The organism is Intrasporangium mesophilum, from assembly GCF_054783095.1.
The window spans coordinates 39,649-54,492 of record NZ_BAAGRF010000017.1 but is presented as its reverse complement, the minus strand read 5'-3'; the positions used below and the strand labels follow the sequence as shown (position 1 = coordinate 54,492).

13 protein-coding genes and 1 pseudogene are annotated in these 14,844 nt (G+C 70.5%); 6 read left to right on the top strand and 8 right to left on the bottom strand.

Features of this window, described 5'->3' with window-relative positions; genetic code table 11:
• Positions 1-2 precede the first annotated feature (2 nt).
• Complete coding sequence (locus ACYVLP_RS16090; RefSeq protein ID WP_460628356.1) at positions 3-413, bottom strand: histone-like nucleoid-structuring protein Lsr2; 411 nt, start codon at positions 411-413, stop codon at positions 3-5.
• 42 nt (positions 414-455) lie between these two features.
• Positions 456-698: a DUF1272 domain-containing protein gene (locus ACYVLP_RS16085; RefSeq protein WP_460628355.1), complete on the bottom strand. Its 243-nt coding sequence runs from the start codon at positions 696-698 to the stop codon at positions 456-458.
• A 106-nt stretch (positions 699-804) separates the two neighbouring features.
• On the opposite strand from ACYVLP_RS16085, the gene ACYVLP_RS16080 reads away from it, so the two are divergent.
• Entirely contained in the window at positions 805-1,368 is a 564-nt protein-coding gene (locus ACYVLP_RS16080) for an MBL fold metallo-hydrolase (RefSeq protein ID WP_460628354.1), read from the top strand.
• Between the two features lie 21 nt (positions 1,369-1,389).
• On the opposite strand, the gene ACYVLP_RS16075 is transcribed toward ACYVLP_RS16080, so the two are convergent.
• The 3 genes from ACYVLP_RS16075 to ACYVLP_RS16065 all read right to left on the bottom strand — a co-directional run bounded on the left by ACYVLP_RS16075 (position 1,390) and on the right by ACYVLP_RS16065 (position 2,726).
• Entirely contained in the window at positions 1,390-2,136 is a 747-nt protein-coding gene (locus tag ACYVLP_RS16075) for a peptidoglycan-binding domain-containing protein (protein WP_460628353.1), read from the bottom strand.
• Between the two features lie 117 nt (positions 2,137-2,253).
• On the bottom strand, positions 2,254-2,478 hold the full coding sequence (locus ACYVLP_RS16070; RefSeq protein WP_460628352.1) for a hypothetical protein: 225 nt from the start codon (positions 2,476-2,478) through the stop codon (positions 2,254-2,256).
• Positions 2,475-2,726, bottom strand: coding sequence for a hypothetical protein (locus tag ACYVLP_RS16065; RefSeq protein ID WP_460628351.1), 252 nt, complete (start codon positions 2,724-2,726; stop codon positions 2,475-2,477). Before ACYVLP_RS16065 ends, ACYVLP_RS16070 begins: the two co-directional genes overlap by 4 nt.
• Positions 2,727-2,896: 170 nt before the next feature.
• On the opposite strand from ACYVLP_RS16065, the gene selD reads away from it, so the two are divergent.
• Complete coding sequence (gene selD / locus ACYVLP_RS16060; protein WP_460628350.1) at positions 2,897-3,895, top strand: selenide, water dikinase SelD; 999 nt, start codon at positions 2,897-2,899, stop codon at positions 3,893-3,895.
• 103 nt (positions 3,896-3,998) lie between these two features.
• Here selD and nrfD read toward each other — a convergent pair whose 3' ends face one another.
• The 3 genes and pseudogenes from nrfD to fdh all read right to left on the bottom strand — a co-directional run.
• Positions 3,999-4,952, bottom strand: coding sequence for an NrfD/PsrC family molybdoenzyme membrane anchor subunit (gene nrfD, locus ACYVLP_RS16055; protein WP_460628349.1), 954 nt, complete (start codon positions 4,950-4,952; stop codon positions 3,999-4,001).
• Positions 4,953-5,311: 359 nt separating this feature from the next.
• Positions 5,312-6,445 carry a 4Fe-4S dicluster domain-containing protein gene (locus ACYVLP_RS16050; protein WP_460628348.1) on the bottom strand — a complete coding sequence of 378 codons (1,134 nt, stop codon included), beginning with the start codon at positions 6,443-6,445 and terminating at the stop codon, positions 5,312-5,314.
• Positions 6,446-6,564: 119 nt separating this feature from the next.
• A pseudogene (gene fdh, locus ACYVLP_RS16045) lies at positions 6,565-9,864 on the bottom strand (formate dehydrogenase); the annotation flags it as partial.
• Between the two features lie 230 nt (positions 9,865-10,094).
• Here fdh and ACYVLP_RS16040 point away from each other — a divergent pair.
• The 4 genes from ACYVLP_RS16040 (at position 10,095) to ACYVLP_RS16025 (ending at position 14,841) form a co-directional block, all read left to right on the top strand.
• Positions 10,095-12,644, top strand: coding sequence for a DEAD/DEAH box helicase (locus ACYVLP_RS16040; protein ID WP_460628347.1), 2,550 nt, complete (start codon positions 10,095-10,097; stop codon positions 12,642-12,644).
• Between the two features lie 93 nt (positions 12,645-12,737).
• A complete protein-coding gene (locus tag ACYVLP_RS16035; RefSeq protein WP_460628346.1) occupies positions 12,738-13,589 on the top strand; it encodes an acyl-CoA thioester hydrolase/BAAT C-terminal domain-containing protein in 852 nt (283 codons plus the stop codon).
• Between the two features lie 139 nt (positions 13,590-13,728).
• The gene (locus ACYVLP_RS16030) at positions 13,729-13,905 is read left to right on the top strand and encodes a hypothetical protein (RefSeq protein ID WP_460628345.1); all 177 of its coding nucleotides are present in this window, start codon (positions 13,729-13,731) and stop codon (positions 13,903-13,905) included.
• A gap of 150 nt (positions 13,906-14,055) precedes the next feature.
• Positions 14,056-14,841, top strand: coding sequence for a DUF1206 domain-containing protein (locus ACYVLP_RS16025; RefSeq protein ID WP_460628344.1), 786 nt, complete (start codon positions 14,056-14,058; stop codon positions 14,839-14,841).
• The last annotated feature ends 3 nt before the right edge of the window (positions 14,842-14,844 follow it).

Sequence of the window (14,844 nt, the reverse complement as noted above, 5' to 3'; positions counted from 1 at the left end):
AGTCAGCGTGCCTTTGCGTAGGCCTTCTGTATTTCCTGGCTGATCCGGCCTCGGTCCGAGACGTCGTACCCGTTGTCTCGGGCCCACTTCCTCATCGCCCCGAGATCGGCCTTGTTCGACTTGGGTTTGGCTGCCGCGGCGCCGCTCGACCGCCGACCGCCGACCCTCCGTCCGTGCTGCACATAGACCGAGAGGCTCTGGCGGAGCTTCTTCGCGTTCTTGTCGTTGAGATCGATCTCGTACGACACGCCGTCCACAGCGAAGCGGACCGTCTCGCCACCCTGCCTGATCTCTTTGCCATCGACGTCATCGACGAGCTTGGTAATGATCTGCTGCGCCACCTTTTCTCCCATCGAGTAAACCCTGTCCCAAGAAACAATAGGCGCGCGGACGGCGAAGACGAAGACCCACACGCGATCCACGGACAATCGACCAGGTGGTGATGTGTTGCAGCGTCAGGAACGGTGCAGTCCGGACTGCACGACCCGCCTCGTGGAGGCCGGATGAGCGTCGAGCTGCGCAGCGGGACGAACCGGCCTGCGCTGCAGGTCCCCGCCGCAGTTCGGGCACTGACCACCCAGGCACACCTCGACACACCGCGCGCACCAGGTGCACTCGAAGGTGCAGATCATGGCATCGGTCGATCCGGGTGGCAGGTCGACGTCGCAGCATTCGCAGTTCGGCCGCAGCTCCAACATGCCGCCAGTGTCACAGCCTTCGCCGAGCGCCACCCGCCGATGGGAATCATCGGGGCCGCGCGGCGCGGCGAGACATGGCCCGCGCCCCACGTGCCACGATGACCGCATGACCGCGCAGCTGCATGTCCTGTCCGCTGGGTATGCCGAGGATCGGGTGGCCAGCACCGTGGTCCTGATCCTCGACGAGGGGCAAGCCGTGGTGGTCGATCCCGGGATGGTGTCGCACCGCGGCAAGATCCTCGATCCGCTGGCCACGCTGGCTGTCGACGCGGCTGACGTCGGCGATGTGGTCTTCAGCCACCACCACCCCGACCACACGTTGAACGCGGCGCTGTTCGCACGGGCCCGGTTCCACGACTTCTGGGCGATCTACCAGGACGACAGCTGGACGGACCGGCCGGCCGACGGGTTCCAGCTCTCGCCGTCGGTGCGGCTGATGGCCACACCCGGGCACACCGCCCAGGACATCACCACCCTCGTCGACACCGCAGACGGCCTCGTCGCCTGCACGCACCTGTGGTGGTCCAAGGACGGCCCCGCCGAGGACCCCAGAGCCGAGGACCAGGCCGCACTGGACCGCTCCCGAGCCGCGCTGCTCGAGCTCGGCCCGGCCCTGATCGTGCCCGGTCACGGTGAGCCGTTCCGCCCCGCCGAGCTGGACCGCGGCTGACCCGTCGGCGCGTGCCGCGAGTCAGCGGAAGCCGAAGTGCTCGAGAGCGCCCCACGTCGGCGGTCCGACGGAGTGGCCCGCCGCGCTGACACCCGGCCCCGAAACTCCTGCGCGACGCTGGAACTCGGCGATCACCTTGGCGGTCTGCGGGCCGTAGCGCCTCGGCGCGAGGTCGATGTGCGAGTACGCGGGGAAGTTCTTGTTGAGGAATCGCTGTAGCGCGGCGACCACGGGCCCGGTGTCGCCCTCACGGAGCGTTGGCCGCTCGGGCGGCGGCGCGGGCGCCGCAGCGAGGCTGTCCCGCCAGACCTGAAGGCGCTTCATCGCGTCGGTGGCGTAGGCCTCGGCCGCCGGCCCCGACCCGTTGTAGGCCCGGAAGCCGCTCCGCACCCCCTTGGCCTTGATCAGCCCCGAGAGGATCTCGAAGCCGACGAGGGCGTTGACTCGCCAGTCGTAGCAGCCGCCGCGGACGTCGGCACGGTCCTGGAAGGCCGCAAGGGTCAGCTGGGTCGGGCCCACCCCCTGACTGCCCAGCACGCCGCGGTGCTGCTTGTACTGCAGGTACGAGTCCTTGGTGACCGGGCCGCCCAGCTCGTAGAAACCTCCCGTGTCGACCGGGTCGTGGCCGTAGACGTTGCGGCCGCCGCTCGACTCCTTGTCCAACAACGTGGCCGCGGCAGCGAGCTCCAAGCCCGTGATCGCCGCGAGCTCGATGACCTCCGACGGCCTCTGTATGCCGTGCTGAGTCAGCACCGTGAGCGTTGCCATAGCGGTCATCCCCCTTGCCGCCGGTCCCCCTCGTCCCGGCGGACCGGCCCCGGTGCCGGAGCCGACAACAGCGACCTCGGCGTGTCTCCCCATTGTCGAACCCGGCCGGCCCGCGTGTCAGGGCAATGGCAAGGAGCCGCGCAATGCCTCTTCGCGCAGCCGGTCCACCTCGTCGCACAGCGCAGGCACGTCGCGAGTCATGATCAGCGGCAGCGCCCGATGGGCCCGTTCGGCCGCCGTGACCTGATGCTGGAGCCTGCGCCGGATCAGGGCCGTGTCGACCGCGCTGGCGACGCGGCCGCCGGAGCCCGGGCGAGACAGCAGCTCAGCGTCGTCGCTCATGACGCACCCTCGGAAAGCGCCGGCGGGCGTTCCTCCACGCGGCGGGACGTGCTCCGGGCCGGCTCGGGGCACCGGTGTACCGCCATCGCGGCCTCGACGCTCACCACGGGCCGCCCGCCGGAGTCGGTCGCGATCTTGCGAGCAGTGACCCGCAAGGGGATGCCCTCAGCGCAGTAGGGGCAGCCGACGACGGACACCTGGTCCTCCGCTGCAGGCTCGGGGCTCTGGAACCCAAACACGTCTCTCATGACCCTCCTGACCGATGGCCCGAGCGGGATCGACCCCGCCCGTCGGGCGCGGCCTCGTGGACCCGCCCACTCATGCGACGCAGGACGTGGCCGATCGTGACGGTGAAACCCGGGCCCGTCGCGAGCCGCCCCCGACGCGCCTGCTGTACCAGGCCGCATACGGTGGGGGGATGAGCGTGACCGACCGGGGCCCTCGGCTGACCCAGTTCGCCCATGGCGGTGGGTGTGCCTGCAAGATCCCGCCGGGCGAGCTCGAGCGGATGGTCCGCGGGCTGACCGGTGCGACCGACCCCGCCCTGCTCGTCGGCCTCGACTCCGGCGACGACGCCGCCGCGGTTCGCATCGAGGGTGGCGTGGCCGTCCTCGCGACCGCCGACTTCTTCACGCCCGTCGTCGACGACCCCTACGACTGGGGCCGCATCGCGGCGGCCAACGCGCTGTCCGACATCTACGCCATGGGGGGCCGCCCGGTCGTCGCCGTGAACCTTCTCGGCTGGCCGCGCGACGTGCTCCCGATCGAGCTCGCCGCAGAGGTCCTCCGCGGGGGCCTGGACGTCGGGCGGCTCGCCGGCTGCCCCGTGGCCGGCGGCCACAGCATCGACGACCCGGAGCCGAAGTACGGCATGGCTGTCACCGGCATAGCCGACCCAGATCGCTTGCTGCGCAACGATGCCGGCACCGCAGGTATGCCGCTCACGCTGACCAAGCCGCTCGGGGTCGGCATCCTCAACAACCGCCACAAGGCCACCGGCGAGGTCTTCCCCGAGGCTGTCGAGTCGATGACCCTGCTCAACGCGAGCGCCGGTGCGGCGGCCGTCGAGGCGGGCCTGCGTGCCGCGACGGACGTCACCGGCTTCGGGCTGCTCGGGCACCTCTACAAGCTGGCCCGCGCCTCGGGCGTCGCCGCCATGGTGGACTCGGCGGCCGTGCCGTACCTCGAGGGTGCCCGCGAGTCGCTGGCCGCGGGCTACGTCCCGGGCGGCAGCCGCCGCAACCTCGACTGGGTGCGGCCGCAGCTGCGCTCCGATGTCGACGAGGATGAGCTGGTGCTGCTCGCCGACGCCCAGACCAGCGGCGGCCTGCTCGTCGCCGGCGAGCTGCCCGGTCACCCAGTGATCGGTGAGCTTGTCGTGCACCGCGTCGGGGAGCCGGTCCTCGTCGTCCGCTGACGGCCCCCGTCGTCCGCGCGCCACAGCGGTTCGAGGTATTCGGGTCGAGGTGACAGGTCGCCTCATCCAACGATCCGGCACCTCGAACCGACAGGGCCCGCGGCTACCGCGCCGTCGTGATCGAGTCGTCCACGACACCCTCGGCTCGACGGCGCTCGAGTCGCTGTCGCTGCGGCTCGACGGTGTACTTCGGGTCGATCGCGGAGGCCATGCCCGCCTCGAACACCCCGAACCGCGTGCACACCGAACCGGCCATGAGCGCAAGGCCGCTCAACGTAGCGCCGACCCGGCTGCGACCCAGCGCGACCGCGCCGACGGCACCTGCCGTCGTGAGGATCTTGCTCGCCTTCAGCAGCCGGCCGGCCCGGCCGGTGTGCAACGGCTCGGAGAGGGTCGGGCCAAGACGCTCGGTCATGCTCTCGAACGCGACGAGCTCGGTGACCGCGCTGAGGGCGGCGAGCTTGCGCGCCGGCCCGTTCTGGCTCGTCGGGACGGTGATCATCGCCAGTCCCGCCGCGGAGGCGTTGGCCGAGCTGACGAAGACGAACGGCAGCTCACGGTAGGACTCGTGCCAGGTCGGCGTGGCCGTGTCGGCGAGCAGCACCGCGGTGTATGCCGCGAGCGGCGGCGCGAAGAGCGCCGAGCCGACCGTGGCGGGCGGGCCCGCGAGTGCCAGCGCCTTCCCCAGGCCTGAGCGGCCGTCGGTCAGCGCGGCACCCGCCTCCGACGCGAGCGCGAGACCGGAGAAGCCGCTGAATCCGGCAAGGATCCACGACCCGACCGACATCGGGGAGGTGAGCTTGACGGTGCGCATCATGTTGAGGGCCCGGCTCGGCTTGCCGAGGTCCATGGCCAAGGCGCCCCCACCCGCGGCCGCCGCCAGGACCGCGGCGACGCGCCCGGCCCGCCGCAGCGCCGGGTAGCCGAAGGCCGCGCCGCCCGCTGCAAGCAGCTGCGACCCAGCCGCGATGCCCCCGAGAAACAGGTAGGCCGCGATCTCCTTCTTCCACGGAGCGGGCTTGACGATGTGGCGGCCGTAGTAGCTGTCGAACGTCACGTCGGGCACCATCATCGACTCGTCGCGGCGACGTGCTTTTGGCGCCTCATTACTTGGCGCCTCGCTTCGCTCCGGCGCGTGCCGCGGCGCCCCTTTGGCGTTCCCTTCCTCCGCTCCGCTCGCTCGTTCCTCACTCGCTGCGCTACGTCCAGGCAACGCCGGCGCCGCATCACTTGGCGCCCCGCTTCGCTCCGGCGCGTACCGCGGCGCCCTTTGGGCGTTGCCTTCCTCCGCTCCGCTCGCTCGTTCCTCGCTCGCTCCGCTCGGTCCAGGCAACGCCGGCGCCGCGGCGTCCTGGGTTGATTGCCTTCGCCGACGGGACGGCTCTGGCGGCCGATCCGCGTCGAAGGGGTTGGTCGTCATCGGCGCCTCCTGAGGAACGAGGCCGCAGCCATCGCGAGCATGGCCAAGCCCGCGTAGCCAGCCTTGCGGAACATGTCGGGCAGATCCGCCGTGGTCACTCTGGGGTCAGGTGGCAGGCCGTAGACCTCGGGCTCGTCGAGCAGCAGGAAGACCGAGCCCGTGCCGCCGACGCCGTCGTCGGCGTTGGCGCCGTAGAGGCGGGCCTCGGGGTAGCCGAGCGCGTGCAGCTCGCCCACTCGCCGCTGGGCCTCGGTCCGCAGGTCGTCGAGGTTGCCGAACCTGATCGACGTCGTCGGGCACGCCTGGGCGCAGGCCGGCTGCTGGCCGTCGCCGATGCGGTCGTAGCAGAGCGTGCACTTCTGGGCGATGCCGACGTTCTTCACCTCGCCGTTCGAGGCCGCGTGCGACGCCGGGTTGCTGTGCGAGCCACCACCCGAGCCACCACCCGACCTCCCGGTCGAGCCGCCGATGGAGATGCCGTGCGACTGCGCGCCGCGCTCGTGCCCCTCGTCACCCCGCCGCCGTTCGATGACCCCGAACGGGCAGGCGGCGACGCAGTACCCGCAGCCGTTGCAGATGTCGTCCTGCACGACGACGGTGCCGAACTCGGTCCGGAAGAGCGAGCCGGTCGGGCACACGTCGAGGCAGGCCGCGTGCGTGCAGTGCTTGCACACGTCCGACGACATGAGCCAGCGCACGTCGGGCACGGCAGAGTCCGTCGGCCCCGGCGCGGCAGCGCCCAGCCGTGCGTCCGGCACGCCCGCCTGGCCGTCGGTCCCCGCCTCGGGGAGTGCGGTCCCCGCACCCGAGCGCATGGACGGCATACCCAGGGAGACGAGCCGTCGGCCCGACTCGCGGGCCTGCTCGATACGCTCGCTCGACTGCTCGACGAACGCGACGTGGCGCCACGTGCTCGCGCCCAGCGCGCCGGTGTTGTCATAGGACTGGCCGAGCAGGTCGAGCCCGTCCTCGGGGATGGCGTTCCACTCCTTGCAGGCGACCTCGCAGGCCTTGCAGCCGATGCAGATCGAGGTGTCGGTGAAGAATCCCTTGCGCGGCTCGACGACGTCCCAGGCCGCGTCGCTCGCCGGGTCGGTGGGGCCGGACAGCTGGTTGCGCCAAAAGCTCATGCGAGATCACCCTCTTGTTGGCTGGCGCCTCCGCGTCGCTTCGGCGCCCGATGGGCGTCTGCCTGCCGTTCCATGCGGGCTGTATGCCGAAGCTGTGCCTCCCGGGACGCCGTGACGGCCTGCGCGTCCGCGGTCACGAGCGTGTTGGACGTCTCGATGGTCACACCTGCCCGCGACTGGTACTCAGACACGAACCGCAGCAAGGCCTCGCCGGTGGGCCGGCGGCCCGGGACGATGTCGCACGAGCCTGCCTTGCTCTCCTGGATCTGCACGTTGGGGTCGAGCGCCACGCCGAGCAGGTCGTTGGCCGCATCGCCACTGACCAGGGCGTCCCGGCCGACCCCCCAGTGGTAGGGCAGCCCCACCTGGTGGATCGTGCGGCCGCCGATGAGCAGCGGCTTCAGCCGCTCGGTCACGAGGACCCGCGCCTCGATCGCGGTCCGAGCCGAGACGATCGTCGCCCACCCGCCGTTCTCGAGTCCTCGCTCCGCCGCGAGCTCGGGCGAGACCTCGCAGAAGAACTCGGGCTGAAGCTCGGAAAGGTACGGCAGCCAGCGGCTCATGCCGCCCGCGGTGTGGTGCTCCGTGAGCCGGTACGTCGTGAACACGAAGGGGTAGACGTCCGACCCGGGGTTGTCACCCGACGGGCTCCACAGGTTGTCCTTGCGCGGGAAGACCGTGCGCGCCGGGCTCGACTGCTGTGCGTAGAGCAGGTTGCGCACGGGCGACTCCTGCGGCTCGTAGTGCGTCGGCAAGGGCCCGTCGAGCATCCCCTTCGGCGCGAACAGCCAGCCCTTGCCGTCCGCCTGCATGACGAACGGGTCGTCCCCGGCGAGGCCGTCGGGCCCGCCTGTGTCCTCGTCCGGCCGGAAGGTCGGAGCCTTGTCCGGCACGAAGTCAGGCACGTCGTGGCCCGTCCACTTCCCGTGCTCCTCGTCCCACCACACGTACTTCTTGCGCTCGCTCCAGGGCTTGCCCTCCGGGTCGGCCGAGGCGCGGTTGTACAGGATGCGCCGGTTCGCCGGCCACGCCCAGCCCCACTCGAGGGCGGTCAGGTCCTGCTCGCGCCCGGGCTTGCGACGGGCCGCCTGGTTGACGCCGTCGGCGTAGACGCCGGTGTAGATCCAGCACCCGCCGTCGGTCGACCCGTCTGCCCTCATCTCGGTGTACGCCGAGAGGGGTTGGCCCGCCTTGTCCCCGCTCAGGTGACGGCCGTTGATCTCTGCCAGCACCGCCTCGGCGTCGGGGTCGCCCAGGTGGTCTGCCGGGTAGTCCCACGTGAGGTCCAGCAGGGGACGGTCGCGCTCGTCGGTCGAGCCGGCGAGCAGCTGCCGGACCCGGAGACCAAGCTGGTAGAAGAACTGGAGCTCGCTGCGGGAGTCGCCCTGGGGCTCGACCGCCTGGTGGTGCCACTGGAGCATCCGCTGCGTCTGCGTGAACGAGCCGCTCTTCTCCGTGTGGGCAGCTGCCGGCAGGAAGAACACCTCGGTCTGGACGTCCTCAGTGGCCAGCTCTCCCGTCGCGATCTCGGGGCCGTCCTTCCAGAAGGTCGCCGACTCGATCATCGTGAAGTCGCGGACCACGAGCCACTTGAGGTGCGACATGGCCTGTCGCTGCATGCGACCGTGCGCGGACCCGACGGCCGGGTTCTGGCCGAGCAGGAAGTACCCCTCCACCTCGTCGTCGAGCATCGCCATCGTCGTCTGGTACGTGCCGTGTGCGCCGGAGAGCCTCGGGAGGTAGTCGAAGCACCAGTCGTTCTCGGCGGTCGCGGCCTTGCCCCACCACGCCTTCAGCAGGCTCACGGCATACGCGTCGGCGTTGGCCCAGAAGCCCTTCTGCTGCTTGTTGGCGATCGCTCTGAGGTACTCCTCCCACGTGTCGTGCAGGCCCACGACCGGCATGGCCAGGTAGCCCGGCAGGATGTTGTAGAGGGTGGGGATGTCGGTCGAGCCCTGGATGCTCGCGTGGCCGCGCAGCGCCATGACCCCGCCACCCGGCCGGCCGACGTTGCCGAGCAGCAGCTGGATGATCGCCGATGTCCGGATAAACTGCGCGCCGAGCGTGTGCTGGGTCCAGCCCACGGCATACACGAAGCACGTCGTCCGGTCGCGGCCGCTGTTCTCCGTGACGGCCTTGGCGAGGTAGGCGAAGTCGTCGACGGAGATCCCACACACGTCGGCGACCATCTCCGGCGTGTAGCGGGAGTAGTGCCGCTTGAGGATCTGGAAGACCGTCCGCGGGTGCTGCAGGCTGTCGTCGCGCACGACCTTCGCGTGCTCCAGCGCGGGGCCGCCTGAGCCGTGCTGGTCGCCCGCGGCCCGTTCGGCACCGCTGTGGCCGTGCTCGTGCCCGGCTGCCGGCCCACCGATCGTGCCGAGCGGCGCCTCGGCGTCCTCACCACGGCTCTCGTAGGCCCACGTGTCGGGCTGGTAGCTGCCCTTCTCGGCGTCGTAGCCGGAGAAGAGGCCGTCGAGGTCCTCCGTGTCACGGAAGTCCTCGTTGATGATCGTCGCAGCGTTGGTGTACGCGACGACGTACTCCCTGAAGTAGAGGTCGTTGCTGAGGATGTAGTTGATCAGGGCGCCGAGCAGCACGACGTCGCTGCCGGCCCGGATCGGGATGTGCTTGTCGGCCGTGGCCGAGGTGCGGGTGAACCGCGGGTCGATGTGGATCACCTTGGCGCCCTTGAGGCGTGCCTCGATGACCCACTGGTAGGCGACCGGATGGCACTCGGCCATGTTCGATCCCTGGATGACGATGCAGTCCGAGTTGGACAGGTCCTGCACGTACTGTGTCGCGCCGCCGCGCCCGAACGAGGACCCCAGACTGGGGACCGTGGAGGAGTGTCAAATACGAGCCTGGTTCTCGATCTGGATCGCGCCGGCGGCGGTGAACAGCTTCTTGATGAGGTAGTTCTCCTCGTTGTCGAGCGTCGCCCCGCCCAGCGAGGCGATGCCCATGGTGCGCCGCAGCGGCCGACCGTGCTCGTCGTGGTCCTGCCAGCCGTGCCGGCGCGACTCGACGAACCGGTGGGCGATCATGTCGACGGCCTCGTCGAGGTCGATCGGCTCCCACTCCGTGCCGCCGGGCCGGCGGTACAGCGCCTTGCGCTGTCGACCCGGGTGGTTGACGAGCTGCTCGCTGGCCGAGCCCTTCGGGCAGAGCCGCCCGCGCGACACCGGCGAGTCCGGGTCTCCCTCGATCTGGACGACCTTCTCGTCCTTGACGAAGACACGCTGGCCACAGCCGACCGCGCAGTAGGGGCAGATGCTCTTGACGACCCGGTCCGCGGTGGCGGTGCGGGGCCGCACCGACCGCGTCGTGTCGGAGGTGACCGCCGGGCCGCGGGCGAGGTAGTCGCCCGAGCGGAGCTGCCGCACGACGGGCCACGAGAGGAACGTCTTCTTCGGGTCCATCACCGTCACCTTCCTTCGCGCAGGGCAATGCCGGTATGCCGTAGGCACCCGTCCATGAGTCATCTTTCCCAGGCAGGGGGGTCGCCTAACACCCTAGGCCCGCCCGGCGTGCGGACGCAGGACATGCTCTTGGCGCCGGCGCCGCGTCATGCTTTTGGCGCCTCGCTTCGCTGCGGCCAGCCGGCCGACACGATTCGGCGCGGCCCCGGGCGCGGCGGCATACTCGCCAGGTGACGACGACGAGCCTCGACGGGCGCATCCCGGCTGACCCCGACGCCGATGCGCTCTACGACGCGTTCGCCGAGTGGACAGCGGAGCAGGGGCTCACGCTCTACCCGCACCAGGAGGAGGCCCTTCTCGAGATCCTCTCGGGGAGCAACCTGATCCTGTCCACCCCCACCGGGTCGGGCAAGTCGCTCGTCGCCACCGCCGCCCACTTCACAGCCCTCGCAGAGGACCGCGTCAGCTTCTACACAGCGCCCATCAAGGCTCTGGTCTCCGAGAAGTTCTTCGCGCTGTGCGACCAGTTCGGCGCCGACAACGTCGGCATGATCACCGGCGACGCGTCGGTCAACGCGGATGCGCCGATCATCTGCTGCACGGCCGAGATCCTCGCGAACCTCGCTCTGCGAGAAGGCAGCTCGGCCGACATCGGCCTGGTCATCATGGACGAGTTCCACTTCTACTCCGAGCCGGACCGCGGCTGGGCGTGGCAGGTGCCGATCCTCGAGCTGCCACAGGCGCAGTTCGTCCTCATGTCGGCCACGCTGGGCGACGTGACGATGTTCCGCGACGACCTGACCCGGCGGACGGGTCGCGCGACGGCCGTCATCACGGGCACCGAGCGGCCCGTCCCGCTGGAGTTCTCGTATGCCGTCACGCCCCTGCACGAGACCATCGAGGAGCTGCTCGAGCACGACCGTGCGCCGGTCTACGTCGTGCACTTCACGCAGGCGGCCGCGCTCGAGCGGGCACAGAGCCTCATGGCCGTGCGGATCACGAGCCGCGAGGAGCGCGAGGCGATCGCCGAGCGGATCGGTGGCTTCCGTTTCGGCGCCGGCTTCGGCCGCACCCTCTCGCGCCTCGTCCGGCACGGGATCGGGGTGCACCACGCGGGCATGCTGCCCAAGTACCGCCGGCTCGTGGAGCAGCTCGCGCAGGACGGCCTGCTCAAGGTCATCTGCGGCACCGACACGCTCGGGGTCGGGATCAACGTGCCGATCCGCACGGTCCTGCTCACCGGGCTCACCAAGTTCGACGGGACGAAGCAGCGGCTGCTCAAGGCGCGCGAGTTCCACCAGATCGTCGGGCGGGCCGGCCGGGCGGGCTTCGACGCCCGCGGCTGGGTCGTGGCCCAGGCACCCGAGCACGTCATCGAGAACCTGCGGGCCGTCGAGAAGGCCGGCGACGACCCGAAGAAGCTCAAGCGGGTCCAGCGCAAGAAGGCGCCCGAGGGCTTCGTGGGCTGGTCCCAGGAGACGTTCGAGCGGCTCATCGCCTCGGAGCCCGAGCCGCTCCAGCCCCGGCTTCGCGTCTCGCACTCCATGCTCGTCAATCTCCTGGCACGAGAAGGGAACCCGGTCGCTCACGCCGTGCGCCTGCTGTCGGACAACCACCACGAGACGAAGGACCAGCGTCGTCTCCAGCGACATGCGCTCGTGCTCGCCAAGGAGCTGCTCACCTCGGGCGTGGTCGAGCGGCTGCCGACGGTCGAGTCGTCGGGGCGCCGGTTCGCCCTGACCATCGACCTTCAGCGCGACTTCGCGCTCAACCAGCCGCTCGCGCCGTTCGCCCTCGCCGTCATGGACACCCTCGACCCCGAGTCCGAGACCTACGCGCGCGACCTGCTGTCGATCATCGAGGCGATCCTCGAGGATCCCCGACAGGTGCTGTGGGCGCAGGAGTTCAAGGCCCGCGGCGAGGCCGTCGCGGCCATGAAGCTCGACGGAGTCGAGTACGAGGAGCGGATGGAGCGGCTCGAGGAGGTCAGCTGGCCCAAGCCGCTGGCCGACCTCCTCGAGGTCACGCTCGCGGCATACCGGAAGTCCCACCCGTGGGTCTCACCCGAGGCGCTGTCACCGAAGTCGGTCGTGCGCGAGATGTACGAGCGCGGCATGACGTTCAACGAGTTCGTCTCGTACTACGGGCTGTCGAGGTCCGAGGGCCTACTGCTGCGCTATCTCAGCGACGCCTATCGCGCCCTGCGCCGCACCGTGCCCGAGTCGCACCGCACCGAGGAGCTCGAGGACATCATCGAGTGGCTCGGCGAGCTCGTCCGCCAGACCGACTCGAGCCTCCTCGACGAGTGGGAGGAGCTGGTCAACCCGGCGTCGACCACCGCCACCACGCCCGAGGTGACGCCGCCGGCCCGGCCGCTCACTGCGAACGAGCGGGCGTTCACGGTGATGGTCCGCAACGCGATGTTCCATCGGGTCGAGCTCGCCGCCCGCGACGCCTGGGAGGCGTTGGGCGAGCTGGAGGCGCGCGTCGCGGAGCTCACCGACCCGCCTCGGCCGGTGGCCATGGATGCGGACGCGTGGAACGACGCCCTCGGCGCCTACTACGACGACCACGACTCGATCGCCACGGACCAGGCCGCCCGCTCCCCCGCGCTGCTCCAGGTCGAGAAGGTGCCGGGCGAGTGGCGGCTTCGGCAAGTTGTCGCCGACCCCGACGGCGACCACGACTGGGGCATCACCGCGGTCGTCGACCTGGCCGCGAGCGACGATGCGGGTGCGGCGGTCGTGACGGTCAGCAGTTTCGCCCGGCTCGGCGGCTGACCCAGGTCGAGCCACCCGCACGGGTCGAGGCCACGTTCGCGGCAGACAGATGGCCAACGGAAGCCCTCGGTGGGCCGCCCTAGGGTGGCCTTCATGGCGAACCACGAAGTGACCGAACGCGAGCTGGCGCGGCCCGAGGGCCTGGTCGTCAGACCCGCCGCGGGCGGCACCGGGACAGGCGTGCTCGTGCTGTCCGGATCGAGCGGGCGCGTCGAGCGCGACCGCGTGAGGGTGTTGGGCCAGGCCGGCGCAACCGCGATGACGTACCGGTGGTTCGGTGACGACGGCCAGCCCGCGGCGATCCACGAGCTCCCGCTCGAGTCTTTCGACTGGGCAGTGGATCTCCTTGCGGGACAATGCGATCGGGTCGTCCTCATGGGCGTGTCCAAGTCAGCCGAGGCCTTCCTGGCGTATGCCGCCGACGACCCCCGCGTGGACGCCGTGGTTGCGCTCGCGCCGAGTCACGTCGTGTGGGCGAACGTCGGACCGGGACCGGACGGTGAGCTCCGTCCGCAGGCCTCGTCGTGGAGCCGACACGGTGAGCCGATGTCGTTCGTCCCGTACGACGACGATGTACAGGTGTCCGGCGACCCGCCGGTCTTCGCTCCGATGTACCGCCAGAGCCTGCTCACCTTCGCCGACCGGGTCGGTGCGGCCACGATCCCCGTCGAGCGGTTCTTCGGCGACGTGCTGCTCGTTGCGGGCGGGGACGACCAGGTCTGGCCGTCGCTCGAGTCCGCCCGCGCGATCGAGGCCCGCCGACGCGCCGAGGGCCTCCCGACCACCGTCGTCACCCATCCCGACGCCGGGCACCGTGTCATCCTTCCCGGAGAGGAGCCCGCCCGCGGTGGCCGGCCGATGGCACGGGGCGGCACCGATGCCGGCGACCGTGCCCTCGGCCGCCTCGCCTGGCCCGAGATCCTTCGAGTCATCGGAACAGGGTGACGTAGGTACCTCAGGCCCGCCCGCGCGGTACGTAAGACACAGCGGGCGGCGAGGAATACGGCATACGTCCGATGTGCGGGGCCACGCCTCAGACCGAGTCTGGAGACGTCACGAAAACACCGACTCGAAGGACGAGGTCATGGTCTCCCACTACGTCTTCTCAGCCCTGGCCGCACAGCGCGAGGACGAGATCGAGCGCCAGGCCGCCCTGGCTCAGCGTCGTCGCGCACACGAGGAGCGAGACACCGCCACCGGACGGCTGCCCCGCGAGCGTCGACTCCGCTGGCGCCGGAGCCGTCACCTCCGTGTGGTCTGACCCCGCGCACCTCCGCCCGCACCGGTGACCGCAGGGGCGCCAATGGCGCCGCGGGCGGGACGGGCTTCACGGCGTGCGAGCCGGACGGCATTCCTGGGTATGTTCCCGGTTGGCTGATCGGAAGACCCTCCACCGACAGGACTACTCACCATGGACTCAACAGACGTCAGGTCCGCCGTGACCCGTGCGGGCAACAACCGGGCTCTCGAGCTGACGGCGCGTATCGGCTACGCGCTCAACGGAGTGCTCCACGTGCTCCTCGGAGTCATCGCACTGCAGATGGCGTGGCTCTCGAGCAAGGCCAGCGTCGACCAGTCCGGGGCCCTGGGCACGCTGTCCGACAACCCGGTCGGCAAGGTCGTCCTCTGGGTGGCGGTGCTCGGCTGGCTCGGCCTCGCGATCTGGCAGCTCAGCGAGGCCGTCGGTGGTGTGCGCAGCGCCGGAGACCGGGTCAAGGCCGCCGCGAAGTGCATCGTCTACCTCGCCCTGTCGTGGACGGCGTTCAGCTTCGCGACCGGCTCGGGCAAGAGCAGCAAGAGCCAGACCCGCGACTTCACAGCCACCCTCATGTCCAAGCCGGCAGGCCAGTGGCTCGTCGCGCTCGTCGGTGTCGTCATCATCGGCGTCGCGGGCTACCACGTCTACAAGGGCTGGCGGCGCACCTTCCTCAAGGACCTCGAAGAGCACCCCGGGCGCTGGATCGAACGGGCCGGGCGCTTCGGCTACATCGCCAAGGGTGTGGCACTCGGCATCGTCGGGTTCCTTTTCGTCATCGCCGCGGTGCGGCACAAGCCCAGCGAGGCGGGCGGGCTCGACACCGCGCTGCGCAACCTGCTCGGTGCACCGGGCGGTCAGCTGCTCCTGACCGTTGTGGCGCTCGGCCTCATCGCCTACGGGATCTACTCCTTCGGTCGCGCCAAGCACGCCCGCGTCTGAACC

Excerpts from the sequence above, each read along its gene's own strand:
- ACYVLP_RS16065 (WP_460628351.1), bottom strand. The coding sequence starts at position 2,726 with ATGAGAGACGTGTTTGGGTTCCAGAGCCCCGAGCCTGCAGCGGAGGAC.
- selD (WP_460628350.1), top strand. The coding sequence starts at position 2,897 with ATGAGCGTGACCGACCGGGGCCCTCGGCTGACCCAGTTCGCCCATGGC.
- ACYVLP_RS16075 (WP_460628353.1), bottom strand. The coding sequence starts at position 2,136 with ATGGCAACGCTCACGGTGCTGACTCAGCACGGCATACAGAGGCCGTCG.
- ACYVLP_RS16070 (WP_460628352.1), bottom strand. The coding sequence starts at position 2,478 with ATGAGCGACGACGCTGAGCTGCTGTCTCGCCCGGGCTCCGGCGGCCGC.
- ACYVLP_RS16030 (WP_460628345.1), top strand. The coding sequence starts at position 13,729 with ATGGTCTCCCACTACGTCTTCTCAGCCCTGGCCGCACAGCGCGAGGAC.
- ACYVLP_RS16085 (WP_460628355.1), bottom strand. The coding sequence starts at position 698 with ATGTTGGAGCTGCGGCCGAACTGCGAATGCTGCGACGTCGACCTGCCA.
- ACYVLP_RS16050 (WP_460628348.1), bottom strand. The coding sequence starts at position 6,445 with ATGAGCTTTTGGCGCAACCAGCTGTCCGGCCCCACCGACCCGGCGAGC.
- ACYVLP_RS16035 (WP_460628346.1), top strand. The coding sequence starts at position 12,738 with ATGGCGAACCACGAAGTGACCGAACGCGAGCTGGCGCGGCCCGAGGGC.
- ACYVLP_RS16080 (WP_460628354.1), top strand. The coding sequence starts at position 805 with ATGACCGCGCAGCTGCATGTCCTGTCCGCTGGGTATGCCGAGGATCGG.
- ACYVLP_RS16025 (WP_460628344.1), top strand. The coding sequence starts at position 14,056 with ATGGACTCAACAGACGTCAGGTCCGCCGTGACCCGTGCGGGCAACAAC.